Source organism: Rhodopila sp. (assembly GCF_965277825.1).
GTDB lineage: Bacteria > Pseudomonadota > Alphaproteobacteria > Acetobacterales > Acetobacteraceae > Rhodopila.
In genome coordinates, this window is sequence record NZ_OZ255846.1 from 2,995,641 (window position 1) to 3,015,548 (window position 19,908).

The 19,908-nt window shown below is 65.7% G+C and carries 18 protein-coding genes and 2 pseudogenes; 8 read left to right on the top strand and 12 right to left on the bottom strand.

What is annotated here, in order from left to right:
* Positions 1 to 717: 717 nt before the first annotated feature.
* Both ACQY4T_RS14800 and ACQY4T_RS14805 read right to left on the bottom strand, forming a co-directional pair.
* Positions 718 to 1,911 carry a DUF1501 domain-containing protein gene (locus ACQY4T_RS14800; RefSeq protein WP_428531804.1) on the bottom strand — a complete coding sequence of 398 codons (1,194 nt, stop codon included), beginning with the start codon at positions 1,909 to 1,911 and terminating at the stop codon, positions 718 to 720.
* A gap of 3 nt (positions 1,912 to 1,914) precedes the next feature.
* On the bottom strand, positions 1,915 to 3,201 hold the full coding sequence (locus ACQY4T_RS14805) for a DUF1800 domain-containing protein (protein ID WP_428531807.1): 1,287 nt from the start codon (positions 3,199 to 3,201) through the stop codon (positions 1,915 to 1,917).
* A gap of 341 nt (positions 3,202 to 3,542) precedes the next feature.
* On the opposite strand from ACQY4T_RS14805, the gene fusA reads away from it, so the two are divergent.
* Positions 3,543 to 5,630, top strand: coding sequence for an elongation factor G (gene fusA, locus ACQY4T_RS14810; RefSeq protein WP_428531810.1), 2,088 nt, complete (start codon positions 3,543 to 3,545; stop codon positions 5,628 to 5,630).
* Between the two features lie 96 nt (positions 5,631 to 5,726).
* Here fusA and dnaQ read toward each other — a convergent pair whose 3' ends face one another.
* From dnaQ to ACQY4T_RS14825, 3 genes are read right to left on the bottom strand one after another with little or no spacing between them, the layout of a single operon-like run.
* Entirely contained in the window at positions 5,727 to 6,404 is a 678-nt protein-coding gene (gene dnaQ / locus ACQY4T_RS14815) for a DNA polymerase III subunit epsilon (protein ID WP_428531813.1), read from the bottom strand.
* Positions 6,401 to 6,988 carry a dephospho-CoA kinase gene (gene coaE / locus ACQY4T_RS14820; protein WP_428531816.1) on the bottom strand — a complete coding sequence of 196 codons (588 nt, stop codon included), beginning with the start codon at positions 6,986 to 6,988 and terminating at the stop codon, positions 6,401 to 6,403. The genes dnaQ and coaE overlap by 4 nt, the downstream gene beginning before the upstream one ends.
* 10 nt (positions 6,989 to 6,998) lie before the next feature.
* Positions 6,999 to 7,838 (bottom strand): shikimate dehydrogenase, encoded by an 840-nt coding sequence (locus ACQY4T_RS14825; protein ID WP_428531819.1) that lies wholly within the window; start codon positions 7,836 to 7,838, stop codon positions 6,999 to 7,001.
* Positions 7,839 to 7,979: 141 nt separating this feature from the next.
* Here ACQY4T_RS14825 and ACQY4T_RS14830 point away from each other — a divergent pair, with 141 nt between their 5' ends.
* Together ACQY4T_RS14830 and ACQY4T_RS14835 are read left to right on the top strand one after the other, a co-directional pair.
* Positions 7,980 to 8,315, top strand: coding sequence for an ArsR/SmtB family transcription factor (locus ACQY4T_RS14830; RefSeq protein WP_428531822.1), 336 nt, complete (start codon positions 7,980 to 7,982; stop codon positions 8,313 to 8,315).
* 2 nt (positions 8,316 to 8,317) lie between these two features.
* Positions 8,318 to 8,830, top strand: a complete 513-nt coding sequence (locus tag ACQY4T_RS14835; RefSeq protein WP_428531825.1) for an SRPBCC family protein — start codon at positions 8,318 to 8,320, stop codon at positions 8,828 to 8,830.
* A gap of 5 nt (positions 8,831 to 8,835) precedes the next feature.
* Here the strand turns inward: ACQY4T_RS14835 and ACQY4T_RS14840 are convergent, their stop codons facing one another.
* Complete coding sequence (locus tag ACQY4T_RS14840; protein WP_428531828.1) at positions 8,836 to 9,693, bottom strand: isocitrate lyase/PEP mutase family protein; 858 nt, start codon at positions 9,691 to 9,693, stop codon at positions 8,836 to 8,838.
* A 66-nt stretch (positions 9,694 to 9,759) separates the two neighbouring features.
* On the opposite strand from ACQY4T_RS14840, the gene ACQY4T_RS14845 reads away from it, so the two are divergent.
* The 4 genes and pseudogenes from ACQY4T_RS14845 to ACQY4T_RS14860 form a co-directional block, all read left to right on the top strand.
* Positions 9,760 to 10,182: an alpha/beta fold hydrolase gene (locus ACQY4T_RS14845; RefSeq protein ID WP_428542891.1), complete on the top strand. Its 423-nt coding sequence runs from the start codon at positions 9,760 to 9,762 to the stop codon at positions 10,180 to 10,182.
* Positions 10,179 to 10,577: a hypothetical protein gene (locus ACQY4T_RS14850; protein WP_428531831.1), complete on the top strand. Its 399-nt coding sequence runs from the start codon at positions 10,179 to 10,181 to the stop codon at positions 10,575 to 10,577. Before ACQY4T_RS14845 ends, ACQY4T_RS14850 begins: the two co-directional genes overlap by 4 nt.
* Positions 10,532 to 10,669, top strand: coding sequence for an alpha/beta fold hydrolase (locus ACQY4T_RS14855; protein ID WP_428531834.1), 138 nt, complete (start codon positions 10,532 to 10,534; stop codon positions 10,667 to 10,669). The genes ACQY4T_RS14850 and ACQY4T_RS14855 overlap by 46 nt, the downstream gene beginning before the upstream one ends.
* Positions 10,670 to 10,713: 44 nt before the next feature.
* Positions 10,714 to 11,730 (top strand): annotated as a pseudogene (locus tag ACQY4T_RS14860) (dipeptidase); the annotation flags it as partial.
* An 87-nt stretch (positions 11,731 to 11,817) separates the two neighbouring features.
* On the opposite strand, the pseudogene ACQY4T_RS14865 reads toward ACQY4T_RS14860, so the two are convergent.
* The 6 genes and pseudogenes from ACQY4T_RS14865 to ACQY4T_RS14890 all read right to left on the bottom strand — a co-directional run.
* Positions 11,818 to 12,039 (bottom strand): annotated as a pseudogene (locus ACQY4T_RS14865) (transposase); the annotation flags it as partial.
* 35 nt (positions 12,040 to 12,074) lie between these two features.
* The gene (locus ACQY4T_RS14870; RefSeq protein ID WP_428531837.1) at positions 12,075 to 12,587 is read right to left on the bottom strand and encodes a winged helix-turn-helix domain-containing protein; all 513 of its coding nucleotides are present in this window, start codon (positions 12,585 to 12,587) and stop codon (positions 12,075 to 12,077) included.
* A 295-nt stretch (positions 12,588 to 12,882) separates the two neighbouring features.
* Positions 12,883 to 14,163 carry a NupC/NupG family nucleoside CNT transporter gene (locus tag ACQY4T_RS14875; protein ID WP_428531840.1) on the bottom strand — a complete coding sequence of 427 codons (1,281 nt, stop codon included), beginning with the start codon at positions 14,161 to 14,163 and terminating at the stop codon, positions 12,883 to 12,885.
* A complete protein-coding gene (locus tag ACQY4T_RS14880; RefSeq protein WP_428531843.1) occupies positions 14,163 to 15,821 on the bottom strand; it encodes a thiamine pyrophosphate-binding protein in 1,659 nt (552 codons plus the stop codon). Before ACQY4T_RS14880 ends, ACQY4T_RS14875 begins: the two co-directional genes overlap by 1 nt.
* Before the next feature lie 138 nt (positions 15,822 to 15,959).
* Complete coding sequence (locus tag ACQY4T_RS14885) at positions 15,960 to 16,574, bottom strand: zeta toxin family protein (protein ID WP_428531846.1); 615 nt, start codon at positions 16,572 to 16,574, stop codon at positions 15,960 to 15,962.
* Between the two features lie 27 nt (positions 16,575 to 16,601).
* Positions 16,602 to 16,817 carry a hypothetical protein gene (locus ACQY4T_RS14890; RefSeq protein WP_428531849.1) on the bottom strand — a complete coding sequence of 72 codons (216 nt, stop codon included), beginning with the start codon at positions 16,815 to 16,817 and terminating at the stop codon, positions 16,602 to 16,604.
* Between the two features lie 332 nt (positions 16,818 to 17,149).
* Here ACQY4T_RS14890 and ACQY4T_RS14895 point away from each other — a divergent pair, with 332 nt between their 5' ends.
* Positions 17,150 to 19,852 (top strand): MGH1-like glycoside hydrolase domain-containing protein, encoded by a 2,703-nt coding sequence (locus tag ACQY4T_RS14895; RefSeq protein WP_428531852.1) that lies wholly within the window; start codon positions 17,150 to 17,152, stop codon positions 19,850 to 19,852.
* Positions 19,853 to 19,908 lie beyond the last annotated feature (56 nt).

Genomic DNA, 19,908 nt, shown 5'->3' on the forward strand with positions numbered 1-19,908 from the left:
CCTGCCCGATGCGGTGCGGCAAGAGGCGTCGCGGTCGTGTTTCAACATCCTGGACTGCATGCTGGGCGGCGCGCGCCACGACGGGGTGGATTTCGTCGATCGGTCGCTTGGCGGTTTTTCCGTCGAACCCGTGGGCACGCTGATCAGGCCGCGGCGGCAGGTCCAACGGTCTGCACGCGGTGCTGATCAGTTGCCTTGCATCGAGCGTTTGAAGTTTCGACGACACCTACGACCAGGCGGTGATGCATTCCAGCGGCCCGGTCGTCGCCGCCGCGCAGGTGGTGGCCGAGATGCGGCCGGTATCGGGGCACGACTCCCTGGCGGCCGTCGCGCTGAGGGTGGACCTGACGTTTTGCGGTCGCCCTGCTTCGCGGTTCGGCCCGAATTCGGAACATGGATACCCAGATCGCGGTGAAGAATTCGGCGTTGAAAGCAGTTCCAACACCGGTGGAGGCAACGCTGGGTCCGCAGCGGGCGGCCGCTTCGGCCGAGGTCAGCATCACCTGACCGACGGGTCGCGCCACAGCAGCCGAATCGGGCATCGCATCGGCAGCGCCACGCGTCCAATGAGCGGCGCTGAATCGGAGGCGAAGTTCGCCGCCGTGGCGGTTTGGCTGCTGGGGCAGCAGCGCGCCGAGACGTTGATGTGGCAATGCTGGGATTTGGCAACCGGCTGACGCCGGGGACGTGCCACGGACGACGATTATATCAGAACACCTACACTCTGATCATTCCCGGTGTCGCCGCCACGGCTTCGCTGTTTGGGAAGACCTTCGCCAGCGCAGCGGCGTCCAGGCCCAGATGCGCGGTCAGCATGCCCTTGGCGACCGCGCGCAGATCGGCGGTCGGAGCCAGGTCGCGGTTCTCGAATAGCTGACCGGATTGCAGGCCGGGCCACGTCGCCTGCACCCGTCCGCCGCTGACGACGCCGCCGACGAGGAATGCGACGGTCGCGGTGCCGTGGTCGGTGCCCTTGGTGCCGTTCACCCGCGCGGTGCGGCCGAACTCGGTCATCACCAGGACCGCGGTCTGATCCCAGGCCGGACCAAGCGCGGTCTTCAGCGCCACCAGCCCGGCGTCAAGCTGTTTCAGCGTCGCATTCAGGCGAATGGTCTGCGCGGTGTGGGTGTCCCATCCATCGATCTCCAGCGCGGCGATTCGGGGACCGTCGGGGGCGGCCAGCATATCGCCGGCGGAGCGGGCCAGCGAGGCGAAGGCGCCGGTGCTGGCGGAATCAGCGGGATGCTGGTCGGCCGCCACCACCGAAGTGCTGAAACCGCGCGCGCGCAACCCCTCGGCGATGGCGGGACCGGTGACTGGGTCGTGCCGATTGAGCGCGGCAATGCTGGCGTAAAGGTCGGGCGTCGGGGTGGCGAAGCCGTGCGGCGCCCAGTTCGCCACCCGCGCCGGGCCGCGCAGCAGCAGCGGCACCGAGACCCCGACCGCGAGCGCATCGCCCTCGGGACGCGGGTTCGCTGCCGGTGGCAGCGCCATGACCGCACGGTTCAGCCAGCCGCTGGTCATGCGGTGGTCGGCGCCGGATTCCAGGTAGTCCTGCGCCTCGAAATGGCTGCGCACCCGGTAGGCGCCGGCGACCGCGTGGACGATCAGCGCCTGGTTGTCGCGGTACATGTCGTGCAGGCCGGAGAGCGCGGGATGTAGGCCGAAGAAGCCGCCGAGGTCGAGCATGCCGTCCGGTTGGCCGGGCGGCGGCGGCACGATCTCGGCGCGCAGCGCGGCGAGACCGGGGTCGCCGTACGGCACCACCGCGGACATACCATCCAGCGCACCGCGCAGAATGACGACGACGAGGCGCTTGTCTGTGGGTGCCGAGGCCAGCGCCAGTGCGCTGCGGCCGAGGCTGAAGCTGGTGGCAAGGCCGAGCAAGACGGTGCGGCGGGACAGGATCATGGATCAACGCCTCTGGAATTCAGGACTGGTCAGCAACAAGGTCATGGCATCCCGGCGCGAGCCGGCACGCGCCATCGCCTGGCGGGTTTCGGGACGCAGCAGCGGGCCCATGGTGGTGTCGGCGATTTCGACCACGTCGCGGTCGCCGATGCCGCCGGCGAAGCCGCTGGCCCAGTCGATCCGACGTAACATCGCCTCGGGCGCGGCCCAGTCCTCGGCGCGATCGGGCCAGCCGTTCGGTGCCGGCGCTCCCCATAGCGGCTGACCGAGGCCAGCCAGAATGCCGAGCATCGGCAATTGGTCTGGCGGGATGTCGAGCGAGCGGACGCTGGCCAGCAGGTAATCGATCGGCGTGCGCAGCTTGACGCCGGGTTCCCAGGCGGCATCCAGCCGCACCAGCGCGGCGGACGCCGCGCCGAGATCGCCGTTGGTGTCGCGCAGCACGGCCTCGATGCCGCGGACGGCGTCCGCCGGGGGTTCGTCGGCGACGAAATGGCGCACCAGCTTGGTGGCGAGAAAGCGGTGGGTGGCAGGATGATCGGCGAGGAACGCCAGCGCCTCGACACCGCCTTGCTGATCGGCGGGAAACTGGCGCCCCAAAAGCGTTTGCGGGCCGGGTTCATGGGCCAGCGGCCGGTAGCGAAACCCCGGCGGGTCGGATTTGAGGTCGATTGACCAGCCGGTCAGGATCTTGGCGAACGACGTCACATCGGCCTGCGAGTAGCCGGCGGCCGGGCTGATCGTATGAAGTTCCATGCACTCGCGCGCCAGGTTCTCGTTCAGGCCGCGGTGGGTGCGGCTTCCCAGCGGGCTATCGGGGCCGAACGAGCGGGCATTTTCCAGATACATCAGCATTGCCGGGTGACGCATTACCGCGGCCAGCATGTCGCCGAAGCGGCCGGTGACGTGCGGGCGAATGGCCTCTTGCATGAAGGCGGCGGCGACGCAGGCACAGGCACCCTGGCGGCGCGAGATGGTGAAGTGGTTGGCCCAGAACCAGACTAGCCGTTCGCGGAACGGCGCCGGGGTGGTCACCGCGTTGGCCAGCAGGGCGGTGGCCTGGTCCCTGAACAGCGCGGCGGAGCGGCGCTGTCCGGGCGGCGGCTTGGTTTCCCGGTCCTGGCGCAGCGCGGCAAGGCCCTTGGCCGTCGTCGGCGGGTCGTCGAGCCGGGTCGGGTCAGGCCGACGCAACTGGTCCAGCAGCCACGACGCCGGGTCGGCGGGCGGCGGTTCGCCGGGTCGGCGGCCAAGACCGAACCGTGTCAGGGCTTGAGCAGTGCGCGTATCCATACCGGAAAGTCTAACTGGCTATGATGTGTCACAGTGTGATAAAGCGTTTGAAAGGTTGTTGCTTCGGCTCCGCCCAACCTGTGTGTTCAGCGCCATCCGGTGCTTGCCGAATCTATTACTATCTTGGGTCAGAGGCGCCTTCGGCGGTGGCGCGTTGATGGCGCGGGGGGCAATTCGCACTTGCAAAACCGGGCGCGCTATCGCATTTCCCGCATTACATAACCGGTCGAGCGTTCGACCGGCACGATTGGGCGGGCGCGCGGGGCTTTCCCCAGATCCAGCGATGGGTCGCGCGCCCTTTCTTATATGCCCGCCCGTTGTTCGTTTGATGGAGGTTCGCCGTGTCTGTTACGCCGCTCGATAAAATACGCAACATCGGGATCACCGCGCATATCGACGCGGGCAAGACGACGACGACCGAACGGATCCTGTATTACACCGGCATGTCGCACAAGATCGGCGAGGTGCACGACGGCAACACCACGACCGATTACATGGAGCAGGAGCGCGAGCGCGGCATCACCATCACCTCGGCGGCGGTGACCTGCGAGTGGAAGGACACCCGCATCAACATCATCGACACGCCGGGCCACATCGACTTCAACATCGAGGTCAATCGCAGCCTGCGCGTGCTTGACGGGGCGATCTTCATCATCGAGGGCGTTGCCGGCGTGCAGCCGCAGTCGGAGACCAACTGGCGCCTGGCAGACCGCTATAACGTGCCGCGGCTGATCTTCATCAACAAGCTGGATCGGACCGGCGCCGACTTCTACCGCGCGTTCGACACACTTCTGGAGAAGCTCGACATCGTCGCGCTGCCGTTGCAGTTGCCGATCGGCGTCGAGGACGGTTTCCTGGGCGTGGTCGACCTGGTGGAGATGAAGGCGATCATCTGGGAAGGCGGCGAGCTGGGCGCGAAATACCATTACGAGGACATCCCCGCCGACATGGCCGAGCTGGTGGCGACGCACCGGCAGACGCTGCTGGATACCGCGCTGTCGGTCGATGAGCAGGCGATGGAGGAATATTTCGACAAGGGCGACGTCTCGATCGAGACGATGAAGCGCTGCATCAAGCGCGGCACCATTGATGGCGCTTTCCGGCCGGTGCTGTGCGGCACCGCGTTCAAGAACAAGGGCGTGCAGCCACTGCTCGACGCGGTGATCGACTATCTGCCGTCGCCGATCGATGTTCCCGGCATCGCCGTCGCGGTCGAGGAAGGCGAGGAAGAGACCACCGCCGCCGATCGCCGCCGCATCCCGGCCGATCCGAAGGCGCCGTTCGCCGGCCTGGCGTTCAAGATCATCAACGACAAATACGGCACGCTGACCTTCGTGCGGGTCTACGCCGGCACGCTGAAGTCCGGCGACATGGTGCAGAACACCACCAAGGGCCACCGCGAGCGGATCGGGCGGATGTTCCAGATGCACGCCGACAAGCGCGCCGAGATAAAGGAGGTCGAGGCCGGCGACATTGCCGCCTTTGTCGGCCTGAAGGACACCGGCACCGGCGACACCCTGGCGTCGAACGATGACCCCGTGGTGCTGGAGCGGATGGCCTTCCCGGTGCCGGTGATCGACATCTCGGTCGAGCCGCGCACGAAGGAAGCGGTGGAGAAAATGACGCTGGGCCTGCAGAAGCTGGCTGGCGAGGACCCATCGCTGCGGCTGCGCACCGATCAGGAAACCGGCCAGACCATCCTGTCCGGCATGGGCGAGCTGCACCTGGAGATCATCATCGACCGGCTGCGCCGCGAATACGGCGTCGACTGCAACATCGGCGCGCCGCAGGTGGCCTATCGCGAAACCATCTCCAAGCGGCACACCGAGACCTATACGCACAAGAAACAGTCCGGCGGGTCGGGTCAGTACGCCGAAGTGAAGATCATCTTCGAGCCGCTGGAGCGCAACACCGGGGTGGTGTTCGAGAACAAGGTGGTCGGCGGGTCGGTGCCGAAGGAATACATCCCGGCGGTGGAGAAGGGCATCAAGGTGCAGGCCGATACCGGCGTGTTGGCCGGGTTCCCGACAGTGGACTTCAAATACACCCTGGTTGACGGCAAGTACCATGACGTCGACTCCTCGGCACTGGCCTTCGAAATCGCCGCCAAGGCCTGTTTCCGCGACGGCATGAAGCTGGCCGGGCCGATCATCCTGGAGCCGATCATGGATGTGGAGGTGACCACGCCGCAGGACCACGTGGGTGACGTGGTGGGCGATCTCAACCGCCGGCGTGGGCAGATCCAGAACCAGGAGAGTTCGGGCTCGACGGTGATCGTGCGTGCCCATGTGCCGCTGAAGGAGATGTTCGGCTATATCTCGCACCTGCGCAGCATGACGAAGGGGCGTGCATCGTTCACCATGCAGTTCCATCACTATGATCCGGTGCCGCGCAACGTGGCGGACGAGATCATGAAGAAGAGTGCCTGACAGGCACGATGACTTTGGCGCGGCCGTCAACGGGCGGTCGCGCCGAGCGATGCAGTTGCCGTGGCCTCCGCGTTCAGGCCATCAGAGTTCGGGCCATCACGGCAGCAGCCAGACCGGGTCCTTGATCCGCGCCAGGAACGCCGCATGTGCCGTCAATTCCGCCTGGGCCGGCATGATCGGATGCGGCGTGCGCGGACCAGTGTGAAGGTAGACCGTGACCGGTCCGCGCGCATCGTGCGCGGCCAGCGACAGGCCGCGCTGGCGGCCGCCGGTTAGTTCGACATAGACCTCGGCCAGCAGCTTGCAGTCGAGCAGCGCGTTGTGGGTGGTGCGCGCCGACAGGTCGATCGAGAACCGCCGGCACAGCGCGTCCAGGCTGTTCGGCATGCCGGGGAAGCGGGTTTTCGCCAGGGCCAGCGAGTCGATCATGCGATCGCGGGCCAGCACCGGGAGGCCGGCACGGGCGAATTCCATATCGAGGAAGGCGAAGTCGAACGCAGCGTTGTGCGCGATCAGCCGGCTGTCGGCCAAGAACGCCGCAAGCTGGGCGGCGACATCGGCGAACAGCGGCTTGCCGATCAGGTCGCTGTTTGTGAAGCCGTGGACACGCGATGCGTCGGGGGGAACGTCGCGCTGTGGATCGATCAGCGCGTGGAAATGCTTGCCGGTGGGCAGATCGTTGATCAACTCCAGCGCGGCGACCTCGATCACCCGATCGCCGTTCAGCGGATTCAGCCCGGTGGTCTCGGTGTCGAACAGCACGCCTCGGGTCATGCGCGCAGCGTCCGGATGAAGCGGCGCAGCGCTTGCAAGGTATGAGCGCGCGACAGGCCGGTGCGCACCACCAGATCGGCGCGGCGGCGCTTTTCGGCGTCCGGCATCTGGCGGGCGATGACCGCCTCGACGTCGGCCCTGGTCATGCGCCTTCGTTGCGCCACCCGGTGGACCTGGATCGCGCGTGGGGCGGAGACGACGACCACGGTATCGACCCGGCTTTCGCCCGTGGTTTCGAACAGCAGCGGGATGTCCAGCACCACGGCGCGCTGGCCGGCGCGGCGGGCGCGGGCGACGAAGGCGCGTTCCTCGGCTTCGACCATCGGATGCAGGATGTGCTCGAGCCGGGTCAACGCGCTTGGATCGCCGAACACGGCGGCGCGCAAGGCGGGGCGGTCGATGGCGCCTTGGCTTGTGGTGCCGGGAAACGCCGCCTCGATCAGCTTGACCGCGCGGCCGCCCTTGGCCTGCAGCCGATGCACCGCGAGGTCGGCGTCGAACACCGGGATGCGGGCTCGGCGGAACGCCGCGGCGGCGGTCGATTTGCCCATGCCGATGCCGCCGGTCAAACCGATAATCCTCAAGCGGGGGTCCTCAGGCCGGCAGCAGGTCAGCGGCGACGAAGCGGCGCAGGGCGTCGTCCACCGTCGGTTCGGTGCCGAACCAGGCGCGGAAGCCCGGTACCGCCTGGTGCAGCAGCATGCCGAGGCCGTCCACGCAGTTGATCCGGCGGGCGCGCGCGGCGGCGAGCAACGGCGTTTCCAGCGGCACATAAACAATGTCGGCGACGGTCAGCCAGGGCCTGGCGCGGTCCAGATCGATCCGCAACGGCGGTTGGCCGGCCATGCCCAATGGAGTGGTGTTGATCAGCAGGGCGTTGTCGGGCAGGGCATCGTCGCGCGCGTTCCACTCGACCACCTGCAAGCCTGGCAGTTCGCGGGCCAGGGATTCAGCGCGCGATCGGGTGCGGTTGGCGATGCTGACCGGCACGCCGAGGTCAAGCAGCACCGCCGCGACTGCCCTGGCCGATCCGCCGCCGCCAAGGATGAGCGCCGGGCCGGCGGCGGGGTCCACGCGGTGCGCCCTCAGGTTGGCCAGGAAGCCCCAGCCGTCGGTGTTGCTGCCGGTGATCCGGCCGTCGCGAAACACCATGGTGTTCACCGCGCCCGCGCGGCGCGCGGATGGTTCGACCTCGTCACAGACCGCGAACGCGGCCAATTTGTGCGGGATCGTGACGTTGACGCCGGCGAACCCGGCCAGCATCAGCCCGCGGATCGCCGCCGGGAAATCGGCGGGCTCGATCGGCAGCGGCAGATAGGCACCGTCGATGCCGTGGCGTTCAAGCCAGAAGCCGTGCAGCCGGGGCGAGCGGGAATGGCCGACCGGCCAGCCGGTGATCCCAGCGAGGCGTGCGGTGCCGGAGAGAATCGTCATGCGGTGGATTTTATCGGGTGACGCGGCCGATGTCATTGCGGAGTAGCGGTTTCGTTCGGCGGCCGGCTCACGCGGGTACCGGTCGTTGGGCACGGCGGGGCTTTACTTTGCATAACTGGTCAGTTATATAGCCATATGGTTATGCAAAGCTTGCTGGACATGACGTTCGCCGCACTCGCCGATCCGACACGGCGTGCCATCCTGATCCGGTTGGCGCGCGGCGATACCACGGTTGCAGAACTGCAGAAGCCGTTTGCAATCAGTCAGCCGGCGATCTCGAAGCACCTGAAGGTGCTGGAAGTTGCCGGGTTGATCGAGCGCAGGCAGTCGGCCCAGTCGCGGCCACGGCATCTGAATGCCGCGGCGCTGAATGAGGCGACTGCGTGGTTGCGGCATGTGCGCACCCTGTGGGGCGACAGCTTCGATCAACTTGACGATTTTCTGAATGAAACGCGCTCAGCCACCGAGGAGGGATAGAAATGGAAGCGAATGAAACCGCCAAAGCCGAGGAATTCGTCATCAGCCGTGTGTTTCGCGCGCCGCGTCCACGGGTTTGGGACGCTTGGACGAAGCCCGACCAGCTTAGCCGGTGGTTCGGCCCAAAAGGTGTCACGACAACGGTGCAAGCGCACGAGCTGCGGCCGGGCGGGGTGTTGCATGCGCGCATGGATACCCCGGATGGCGGGCGGATGTGGGCGAGGTTCTTCTACCGCGAGATCAGCGCGCCGTCGCGCCTGGTCTGGATCCACTGCTTCTCGGACGAGCACGCCGGGGTCGTGCGCGCGCCGTTCTTCGACGGCAACTGGCCGCTCGAGCTGCTGACCACGGTGACGTTCGCCGACGAGGGTCCGGCGACGCGGGTGACGCTGACCTGGGCGCCGCTGAACGCGACCGAGATCGAGCGGCGGACCTTCGCGGCCAACATGGGCTCGATGAACCAGGGCTGGACCGGCAGTTTCGAGGTGCTCGACGGGCTGCTGGGGGGCGCCTGAAAGGTTCAGGTGAGGAACTTCTCGGTCCAGCTCTTGTAGTCGCCTTCGCGGGTGACCTTGGCCATCAATTCGGACGAGGCGATGCCCTGCAGGCCCGATGGCCGGGTGCCTTCGCGCAAAGCCTTCAACGTGTCGTAGGTCGCCTTAACCGCGGCGGAGAACGGCTGATGGCCTTGCAGCGCGATGCGCACGCCGCGACTGGCGAGGTAATCCTTGTCCTGCAGGTCGGCCGAGACGCCGCCCAGCATCAGCGGGATGGTGACCTCGGCGGCGATCGCATCGAGGTCCTGGCGGGTTATTCCACCGGCGATGAACAGCGCGTCCACGCCGGCGGCCTGATAGGCCTTCAGCCGCTTGATGCCGTCCGCCAGACCGGTGATCAAGGGCGAGCTGGTGCGCCCGATCACCACCAGTTCGCTGTCCTGGCGCGCGGCCAGCGCGGCGCGCATCTTGCCGATGCCCTCGTCGAGCGAGATCACCGTCGGCCTGGTCTCGCCGAAGGCGCGCGGCAGATCGGTGTCCTCGATCATCAGGCCGGCGACACCGGCGGTTTCCAGTTCCTGAACGGTGCGCATCACGTTCAGTGCGTTGCCGTAACCGTGGTCGGCATCGACCATCAGCGGCAATGCACCGGCGCGGTTGATCCGATAGGCCTGGTCGGCGAACTCGGTCAGCGTCAGCACGATCAGGTCAGGCGCGCCGAGCACGGTGAAGGAGGCAATGGAGCCGGCGAACATGCCGACTTCGAAGCCGAGTTCCTCGGCGATGCGGGCCGAGATCGCGTCGTGCACCGAGCCGGGATGGATGCAGGCAGTGCCTCCGATGACGGTTCGGTAGCGTTGGCGGCGATCGGTCCAGTGCATGGTTTCCCCCGGTGCGAAGCGGCGGCATAGTAGAGCACGAACGCGCGCAGCGGAACGTCCCCCAACCTGGGTGAATCGGGCGATGAACGAGGCTGGTGCTGGCGGGGATGGAGAAGGGAGACGGCAGGCATGGAGCATCATTACGCCGACCTGGGCGACGTGCGGCTACACTACGTGACGGCGGGGCGGGGCTTCCCGTTGGTGCTGCTGCATGGCTGGCCGCAGAGCTGGTATGAATGGCGGCTGGTGATGCCGGGCCTGGCGGAACGGTTTCGGGTGATCGCGCCCGATCTGCGCGGATTGGGCGATTCGTCACGGCCAGCGGATGGCTACGACAAGAAGACGGTCGCCGGCGATATCTGGCGGCTGGCGCATGACGTCCTGGGGATCGATCGGTTCCATCTGGTCGGCCACGACTGGGGCGGTCCGACCGCCTATGCGCTCGCCGCCGCGCATACGCGTTGCGCCGGCTGGCGATCCTGGATGTGACGATCCCCGGCGACGGCAGTCCGAACATCAGCCAGGGCGGCCGGCGCTGGCACCACGCGTTGCATCAGACCCTGGATCTGCCCGAGGCCTTGGTTTCGGGCCGCGAGGACATCTACCTCGGCTGGTTCTATCGCAACTACGGGGCTCGGCCGGATGCCATCGCGGAGGCGGATATCGCCGAATATCTGCGGGTTTACCGCCAGCCGGGCGCGTTGCGCGCGGGGTTTTCGTATTATCGCGCGATCCCGCGTGACATCGCCGACAACGCGGCGATCGCGGCCGGCTTCAAGCTGCCGATGCCGGTGCTGGCGCTGGGCGGAGATCGTTCCTGGGACGCAGGATGGAGGTGGTGGAGTCGCTGCGCCGCCTGGCGGTGGATGTGCAAGGCGGCATGATGGAGAATTGCGGCCATTGGATGCCCGAGGAACAGCCGGCGGAACTGCTGGGCCGGCTGCTGGGGTTTTTCGGCGAGGAGGAGAGGTCATGAGCGCAGGCGAAACGCGGCCTCGGCGCATGGATGAGCCGGCTGAAATGGCGATTTTCGATGGGCACAACGATGCCGTGCAGCATCTGCGGGAATATCGGCCGGGCGGGCGGGATTTCCTGGTGCGTTCGGATGATGGCCATCTTGACCTGCCGCGTGCCAGGGAAGGCGGCTTGATCGGCGGCCTGTTCGCGATGTTCGCCAAACCGGAACGCCCGCCCGAGGGGGACCTGATCAAGACCGGATCGGGATACGAGGTGCGCCTCGCGGCTCCGCTCGACCCCGCTTACGCGCGCGAGCGGATCGACGCCCAGTTGCTTGCCCTAAACCGGGTGGTGGATCGGGCGGATGGCCAGATTCGCTGGGCAAGAAACGTCGGTGAGATCGAGTTGGGACGGCGCGACGGTGCCTTCCTGATGGTGCTGCACATGGAGGGCGCCGAGGCGATCGGCCCCGATCTCGATAATCTGGAGCGCTTGTATGCCGCCGGCCTGCGCTCGCTTGGTCTGGTCTGGAGTCGGCCGAATATTTTCGCGCACGGCGTGCCGTTCGCGTATCCTCGATCCCCTGATACCGGGCCGGGCCTGACGGCGGCAGGCGAGCAGTTGGTACGTGCCTGCAACCGTCTGGGGATCATAGTTGATCTGTCACACCTCAACGAGCGAGGTTTTTGGGATGTCGCGGCGCTGAGCAACGCGCCTCTGGTCGCCACCCATGCCTGCGCTCATGCGATCTGTGCATCGACGCGCAATCTGACCGATCGCCAGCTTGATGCGATCCGCGCTTCGCACGGCGTTGTCGGGTTCAATTTGTGTGTCTGTGACGTGCGCGCTGATGCGCGGCTGGATGCCGACACGCCACCTGACATCGTGGTGGATCATTTGACCTACCTGGTGCACCGGCTTGGCGAGGACTGCGTGGCACTTGGATCGGATTTTGACGGCGCGATGATGCCAAGGCCGATCAAGGACGCCAGCGGTCTGCGACATCTGGTCGCGACCCTGCGTGGCCGGGGCTTCGATGACGCCGCGCTGCGAAAGCTGTGCATGGAAAACTGGCTTCGAGTGTTCCGGCAGCGTAATCTCGCCACCGCGCTGATGCCACCCGGCGCCGTCACAGATAATCGCCGCGATCGAGCCGGGCGCGACCTGCGTGCTGATCTCGGCGAGGTGCAGGTTCATGCATTCCATGTTGGCGGCTGGCGCGATGATCGCCGCGCCGACACCGCGTGCCGGACAGATCGCGCCAAAGATGTAGGCGGTGTCGTGGCGGTTGTCGCGCAGCATCGGCGGACGCAAACCGACCGGCGCCCAGACATAACTGAGCGAGCCTTTCTGCCCGACCCTGGCCTCATCCTGGAACCAGATCTCCACCGGCGTGGCCGCGGTGCAGCCGTTCAGGGCTTGCTTCAGGCTGGCACCGAAGTTTTTTTAAAAGCCTCCTGCGCCGCCGCATCCTTCCTGGGATGATACGGCCGCGGCTGCAGCTGGGTGAGCTTCAGTTTGTGCAGCCACTTGCCGATCGTGCGTTCGGGTACGGTGACCGAGAACCGCCTTGTCACCTCGGCGCGCAGATCGACACAGCGCCAGCGGATGACCTTATGGATGTTCGGATCAGGCCCGGCGATCACCAGCTCGCGCAGTTCCGCCATCTGCGCCTCGCTCAGTTTGGCGCGCGCCCCCGGTGGCTTGCGCGACACCAGGCCGTCAAGGCCGGCATGGTTATAACGATGCACCCAGTCGCGCAGGGTCTGACGGTCCATGCCCGCCTGGCGCGCGGCATCAAGCCGCGAGACCCCGTCGTGGATCATCGCGATTGCCAACAGCCGCCGGGCCTGGCCGGCGTCGTCGCTCTTCGCCGCCAGGGCACGCAGTTCCGCCGGCGCGTGGTCGATGCGAGTAATTTTGATCGCTGCGCTCATCGCGTCCTCCAATGCAGCGAATCGATGCTGCAGCGAGAGCGAATCGTACTTTCGCGGTCTTGAGAATCGGGGGGCCGAGAAATCTAGCGAGAGTCGTCTTCAGTGGCGGCTGGTATTACCGACGCAACGACGGCAAACCAAAATGCCTTCGCCAGAGGGTTCATGAAAATTCTCCCGCATCCAGCATCGCCGATCATTATGCTGTCCGGCCGCTGGTGTGCTTGATCGCCGTTGCTGTCGGCTTCACGTCGTTATACGTGGCGGGTGAGCGACCCAGCGGGCAGTGCGATCAACTTTATCCCGCCAGCGCCCCGGCCACCGCACCGCTCATGCAAGTTGCCAGCGTTCCGGACAGGATCGTGCGCAGGCCCAGGTTTACGATCTCGGCGCGGCGCGCAGGCACCATGGCGCCGAGACCGCCGATGACGATGCCCAGGCTGCCGAAATTGGCGAAGCCGCATAGTGCGTAGGTCAGCACCATGCGGCTGCGCGGGGAAAAGGTTTCGGGGGGCAGCTTGGAGAAATTCAGGTAGGCGACAAACTCGTTCAGCACGGTTTTTGTTGCCATCAGCAACGAGGCGGCTTGGGTCTCGGCCCACGGCACGCCGATCAGCCACATTAGCGGGCGGAACGGCAGCGCGAGCAGGCGTTGCAGCGTAACGGCACCGCCATCCCAGGTGCCCAGCAGGCCCAGCGCCATATTGACCAAGGCGACCACCGCCACGCTGACCAGCAAGACCGCGATCACGGCGGTGAGGATAGGCACACCGTCCATGGTGCCCTTGACCAGCGCATCCAGGCTGCTGTGCGGCGGATCGTCCAGCACCAGGCTGCCCTCGGGTCGGTCTGAGGCATCGAATGGCACCATCAGCGCCGCCACCGCCAGTCCGGCCGGGGTGCTGATGATCGAGGCGATCAGGATGTTGCCCAGCGCATTGGGAACGAACGGGTCGAGAAACGAGGCGTAGATGATCATCACCGTCCCGGCGACGCCGGCCATGCCGCAGGTCATCAACGCGAACAGTTCTCCGCGCTGCATCCGCGAAACGTAGGGCCGCACCAGCAGAGGCGCTTCGATCATGCCGACGAACACATGCACCGCCGCACCGAGCGCCAACGGGCCGCTGATGCCCATCGAGCGGCGCAACACCCAGGCGAACGCGCCGGTGATGCGTTGCAGCACGCCCCAATGGAACAGCAGGGACCCCAGTGCGCTGATCGTGAGGATCAGTGGCAGCGCCTGGAACGCCAGGATGAAGCTGGCACCGGGATGGGCCTCGGCGAAGGCCGGCGCGCCGCCGCCGAGGTAGCCGAACACGAACTGGGTGCCAACCAGCGTCGCCGCATGCAGCGCGTTGGCGGCATCGTTCAGCCAGAACATTGCCCGGTTGGTGCCCGGCACGCCGATCAGCAGGAGCGCGAATACCAATTGCAGGGCGACGCCGCAGGCGACGGTTCGCCAGGGGATGCGGCGGCGGTCCTCGCTGCACAGGAAGGCCAGCAGCAGCAATGCGGCCAGCCCCAGAGCGGCATGAAGGATGGGGCCGGCGTGCAGCATCGGGCCGGCATGCGCCATCAACCGGCGGGTTTCTGATTGAACGGAAAGTAGGCCGGGAACTCGCCCACCGCGGTCATGTCCACTTCCACCATGGTCAACCCCTTGATCGCCAACGCCTTGGCAACCGTATCGCCAAATGTATCGGCATGGGAGACGCGGAAATACGGGATGTCGGACAGCGCGGACAGCTTTTCCAGATCGGGGCTGTCCAGGTCGGCATAGTAACGCCGTCCCTGGGCGGTGGCGTCCTGGATGCGCTTGATCACGCCGTAGCCGCGATCGTTCATCACGATAACGGTCATGTCCAGGTTCTCCTGCACCGCCGTCCAAAGCTCGCCGACATTGAGGAAGAAGCCGCCGTCGCCGGTCATGACGACGGTCTTGCGATCGCCGGCCGCGGCGGCGGCGCCGATGCCCAGGCAGAGCCCCTGGCCGATTCCGGCGCCCACCGGATAGACGTTCTGGTTCGGCGCGTCGAGCGGGAACACGCGGTTGCCCCAGGTGGTATTGCCCTGGGTGACGTCGCGCGCCCAGATCGCATCACGCGGCATCACCTTGCGCAATTGCTCGCTGAACGTGCCGTAGGCGCCCAGCGTGTCGATGAACGCCCGCTGTGCGTTGCGTTTCAGCTCGGTGAATTCCTCGACATAGCCGGAAGCGACCTTGAGTTTGCCTTCGATCCGGCTGACCAGGGCGTCGAGTGTCGCCGCGGCGTCGCCGCAGACGAAGTATTGGCTGGCGTAGGTGCGCCCATTGGCCTCGGGTTCGGCGTCGATCTGGATCAGATTGTCCGGCAGCTTGACGTTGAAGTCGTTGGTTTCGTGGCCGCGCAGGCGGCAGCCGACGACCAGGCATAGATCGACGGTCTTGTAGAAGTCGGTGACGATCGGCATGCCGCTGCCGGTTAGGCCGCCGAGGTTCTGGGGGTGGTCCTCCGGCACAGTGGCGCGGCCGTTGAAGCTGGTGACCATGCCGAAGCCCAGGTCGAGCAGCCTGGCGGCGGCGCGACCGGCGGTCTTGGCGCCATTGCCCAGCCACAAAAGCGGCCGCTTGGCGGCGATCACCCGTGCCGCGAGTTCATCCAGTTCGGTCGCCGTCGGCACCCGAGGCGGCGGCAGCGGCAGCACGAAATTATCAAGCATCGCCGGCCGCTCCAGCTTGGTGCGCTGTAGGTCGATCGGCACCTCGACGCTGACCGGCCCCATCGGCGGAGTCATCGCCTGCACCGCCGCCTGGGTCAGCACGCCCAGCGCGTTCTGCGCCGAACGGATGCGGTAGGCGGCTTTGCAGACCGAACCCATCATGGCGAGCTGATCGAAGGGGTCGTGCACCGAACCCATGGCGCGATCGGCGAATTTGGTCGAGGTCAGGCCGGTGATGTGCAGCACCGGGGATCCGGCGAATCGCGCCTCGATCAGGCCGCCGATGGTGTTGGCCGCGCCGGGGCCGGTGGAGGACAGGATTACCCCCAGGCCGCGCGAGACGCGTGCATAGCCATCGGCCATGTGGGCGCCGCCGAGTTCGCCGCGCGCCATCATGAAGCGGATGGTGTTGCGCCGGCCGATCCCGTCCAGCATCGGAATGTTGTGCACGGAGGCGATGCCGAACACGGTGCTGACGCCGCACGCGGCGAGGAATTCGGCGACGAGATCGCCGACGGTGTAGTCGCTGGCCATTGTGTGAACTCCCACGGTCTGCGGACGAAGCTGAAACAGAGCTCTGGTCGCGTCAACGGCGCTGGGTCGGGGCTTGGGCCGTCAGCGGCACGGGGTTGGTGCGGGGCGCGGCGGTTGACGATCCGGAAAGCGGTGACGTCATTCGGGGCCCGGCCGGGCAGTCGCCGCCAGTTCCAGCAGCGCTCTGTCGACCGACGGATTTATGCCTGGCGCAAGGTATTGCAGGGGGCCGCCATCGTTGCGCGAAGCCAGCAGAAAAGGCGCGGCCGAAGCGGCACTGTTGTCGAACAGCATCAGCAAATCGGCGCGCGGCGCGAACCATTCCAGTTCCTTGTGCGAGCGATGATGCCGGGCGATCGCCGTTGCGGGATCCACGTCGTGTCCACCTTTGGCAGCACGCTCACTGACCCGAAGCGGGGCAAGTTCCGGAGGATGAAGAGAAATGTAGATGAGCCCGAACCGAAACCCGTTCGCCTTCGCCTGCAGAACGTCGTCACGGTACTTTCCGGACGACAAGACCGTTTCTACCACGAAACTGAGGCCCGCTTCTACACAGCGTTCCACTTGCTGATCGGTCGCAATCGCGGCCTGAAGATTGAGTTCCGATGGTCGGGCTTTTGGGAACCGCTTGCGGAGTGCCAGGGTGTGTTCGTCAGCGTTCAGCTTGATGAGGTCTCGATGCCCGAGATCGTCAAGAAACCGGCCGGCAAAGCTGGACTTTCCCGCACCGTTGGGTCCGGCGATCAGCCACATCCATCTGGCCATGCCGGCGGGCCATCGTCACTGACGGGGAACGGCGCGTGCCTTGACCGGACGGCGGACCACCAGCTTGCCTTTGACAGCGCCATGGGTCGGGATGTCCAGACGATCGTTTTCCGCTACCTCCGCTTTGGCTGCGCGGATGAACGAGCGTTGCGCCAAAGCGATCAACGCATCGGCATCATCGAACAAAGCATCGTCGTTCGCCGCGTCCTTCGGTTTGCGCACAGCCGCCATCGCGCTTGCTCCTGTTCATCTAGTCAGTTGCATAGTGGTGTTTTTGGCAGCGTTTCGCAAGATTTGCTCCGCTATGGGTAAGTTTGATACGCGGTCTATCATCGGCTGATTCGAATGAAATGACCGTCAATCCGCAGCGCGGCCAACGGAAAATGGGCCCGACGGAAAATCGAGATGCCCAAGCGGTTCCGTGATACAACGCCCGAGGTTCGTCAGCCTGCGCGTTGCCAGACTGACAATACCGCCGGGGCGACGCTCCAGCCATTTGTTTTGTCACACTATTCGCGCACTTTGAACGTTCCGCCCAGCGCGATCACGCTTTAGGATTGGGCATGCCAAGTCATCTGCTGGACACCACCGAGGGCCTACGGCTTGCCGACCGAGCCGCTTGGCTGCGTTGGGGACCATACCTGTCCGAACGGCAATGGGGCACCGTGCGGGAGGACTACTCGGCGGACGGCGACGCATGGAACTATTTCCCGTTCGATCATGCCCATCTGCGCGCCTATCGCTGGGGCGAGGACGGCATCGCCGGCTTCACCGACGACCGCCTGCGCTGGTGCCTGTCGTTGGCGTTGTGGAACGGGCGTGACAAGATCCTGAAAGAGCGGCTGTTCGGGCTGACCAACGAACAGGGCAATCATGGCGAGGACGTCAAGGAACTATACTATTTCCTCGACGGCACCCCGACGCATTCATACATGCGCATGCTGTACAAATATCCCCAGACCGCGTTTCCGTACGATGCGCTGCTGGCGGAGAACCGCCGACGTGGCCTGGATGAACCGGAGTATGAGCTGCTGGACACCGGCGTGTTCGACGGCGACCGCTACTTCGATGTGACCGTGGAGTACGCCAAGGCGACCCCGGACGACATCCTGGTTCGCATCAGCATCGATAACCGTGGACCCGAGCCGGCGGAGCTGCATGTTCTGCCGCAGTTATGGGCGCGCAACACCTGGGACTGGCGAACGGGAATCCCGGAACCCGGATTGGAACTGTCGAATGGCGGCGTGATTGCCTGGCACAACCGGATGCCGACCCGCCTTCTGTCGATCGATAGCGATGCGCCCTGGTTATTTTGCCGAAATGAGACCAACAGCCGGACGCTGTACGGATCGCAAGAGCCCGGCCCGTTCAAGGACGGCATCAATGACTTCGTCGTGGCGGGACGCGGTGACGCGGTGCATCACAGCAAAGGCACCAAATGCGCGGCTCATGTGCAATTAACCGTGCCAGCAAATGAGCGCCGGGTGGTTCGGCTGCGTTGGCGACCGGTTGATGCTGACGTGGCGGGGACCGGCGAGGCCGTGGCCGGGGTAACTTCGGGCGCCCAAGCCGACCCGTTCGCTGACCACGACGCGGTGTTCGGTCGGCGGATCGCCGAAGCCGACGAATTCTATGCTGCGCTGCAGACCCGCGTGGCCGACCCCGATGCCAGGCTGGTGCAGCGTCAGGCGCTGGCAGGCATGCTGTGGTCGAAGCAGTTCTACCGCTATGACGTGCGCCGGTGGCTGGAAGGCGATCCATTGCAGCCGAAGCCTCCGCCGAGCCGCGAGGCGATCCGCAACGGCGACTGGCAGCACCTGAACAACCGCGACATCATCTCGATGCCGGACACCTGGGAGTATCCCTGGTATGCCTCCTGGGACCTGGCGTTCCAGTGTGTCACCTTCGCGCTGATCGATCCGGAATTCGCCAAACAGCAGCTTCTGCTGCTGACACATGAATGGTTCATGCATCCGAACGGGTCGCTGCCGGCCTACGAATGGAACTTCGGCGACGTCAACCCGCCGGTGCATGCCTGGGCGGCGTGGCGGGTGTTCCGGATGGATGCCGGGCTGCGCGGCACGGCGGACTTCGAGTTCCTGGAACGGGTGTTCCACAAACTGATGCTGAATTTCACCGGCTGGGTCAACCGCCAGGACGTCGAGGGGCGCAACGTGTTCCAGGGCGGCTTCCTGGGACTGGACAATATCGGCGTGTTCGACCGCAGCAAGAAGCTTCCGGTGGCGGGGCGCATCGACCAGTCGGACGGCACCTCGTGGATGGGGATGTATGCGCTGAACATGATGCGGATCTCGCTGGAGCTTTCCACCCGCAACCGCGTCTATCAGGCGATGGCGACCAAGTTCTTCGAGCACTTCCTGGCGATCGCCGCGGCGATGACGCAACAGAATGGCCGCCGCGGGCTGTGGGACGAGGCCGATCAGTTCTACCACAATGTGCTGCGGCGACCGGATGGATCGGCGATTCCGCTGCGGCTGTTCTCCCTGGTCGGGCTGTTTCCGCTGTTCGCGGTGGAGGTACTGGAGCCCGGGGTGGTGGAACGCTGTCCGGAATTCGCCGAGCGGCTGCGGTGGGTGTTGAATCACCGGCCCGACCTGGCCGGTCTGGTATCGCACTGGGATGTCGAGGGACAAGGCTCGCGCCGCCTGCTGTCGCTGCTGCGCGGCCACCGGATGAAGGCACTGCTGCGCCGGATGCTGGACGAGACGGCGTTTTTGTCGCCTTACGGAGTACGCAGCGTGTCGCGCCAGCATCTGGACAAACCGTTCACGCTCGACCTGGACGGTCAGCACTTTCAAGTGGGCTACGTGCCGGGAGACAGCAACAGCCGGGCGTTTGGCGGCAACTCGAACTGGCGCGGGCCGATCTGGATGCCGGTGAATTTCATCATCATCGAGTCGCTTTACGGCTTCCATCACTACTATGGCGACGATTTCCGGGTGGAGTATCCAACCGGGTCAGGCGTCACGCACAGCCTGCGCGAGATCGCCGATGCGCTGTCCGCCCGGCTGATCCGGCTGTTCCTGCGCGGTCCGGACGGCAAACGCCCGATATCGGGCGATGTGGCAAGGTTGCACGACGATCGGTTCTTTCGTGACCACGTGCTGTTCCATGAATATTTCCACGGCGATACCGGGCAGGGGCTGGGGGCGTCACACCAGACCGGTTGGACCGGTCTGGTGGCATTGCTGCTGCATGGACGGGAGCCGGATGACCCGACGCAAATGGACATGCCGACCGGGTAATCGGCGCGACCGCTCAGTTCGGGTGCCGGCTACGCGGTCCGTATCGGCAGGGGCCG

What these genes read in the sequence shown, in the direction of transcription:
- ACQY4T_RS14800 (WP_428531804.1), bottom strand. Translation starts at nt 1,911, where the DNA reads ATGATCCTGTCCCGCCGCACCGTCTTGCTCGGCCTTGCCACCAGCTTC.
- ACQY4T_RS14805 (WP_428531807.1), bottom strand. Translation starts at nt 3,201, where the DNA reads ATGGATACGCGCACTGCTCAAGCCCTGACACGGTTCGGTCTTGGCCGC.
- dnaQ (WP_428531813.1), bottom strand. Translation starts at nt 6,404, where the DNA reads ATGACCCGAGGCGTGCTGTTCGACACCGAGACCACCGGGCTGAATCCG.
- ACQY4T_RS14825 (WP_428531819.1), bottom strand. Translation starts at nt 7,838, where the DNA reads ATGACGATTCTCTCCGGCACCGCACGCCTCGCTGGGATCACCGGCTGG.
- ACQY4T_RS14830 (WP_428531822.1), top strand. Translation starts at nt 7,980, where the DNA reads ATGCAAAGCTTGCTGGACATGACGTTCGCCGCACTCGCCGATCCGACA.
- ACQY4T_RS14835 (WP_428531825.1), top strand. Translation starts at nt 8,318, where the DNA reads ATGGAAGCGAATGAAACCGCCAAAGCCGAGGAATTCGTCATCAGCCGT.
- ACQY4T_RS14840 (WP_428531828.1), bottom strand. Translation starts at nt 9,693, where the DNA reads ATGCACTGGACCGATCGCCGCCAACGCTACCGAACCGTCATCGGAGGC.
- ACQY4T_RS14870 (WP_428531837.1), bottom strand. Translation starts at nt 12,587, where the DNA reads ATGAGCGCAGCGATCAAAATTACTCGCATCGACCACGCGCCGGCGGAA.
- ACQY4T_RS14875 (WP_428531840.1), bottom strand. Translation starts at nt 14,163, where the DNA reads ATGGCGCATGCCGGCCCGATGCTGCACGCCGGCCCCATCCTTCATGCC.
- ACQY4T_RS14880 (WP_428531843.1), bottom strand. Translation starts at nt 15,821, where the DNA reads ATGGCCAGCGACTACACCGTCGGCGATCTCGTCGCCGAATTCCTCGCC.
- ACQY4T_RS14885 (WP_428531846.1), bottom strand. Translation starts at nt 16,574, where the DNA reads ATGTGGCTGATCGCCGGACCCAACGGTGCGGGAAAGTCCAGCTTTGCC.
- ACQY4T_RS14890 (WP_428531849.1), bottom strand. Translation starts at nt 16,817, where the DNA reads ATGGCGGCTGTGCGCAAACCGAAGGACGCGGCGAACGACGATGCTTTG.
- ACQY4T_RS14895 (WP_428531852.1), top strand. Translation starts at nt 17,150, where the DNA reads ATGCCAAGTCATCTGCTGGACACCACCGAGGGCCTACGGCTTGCCGAC.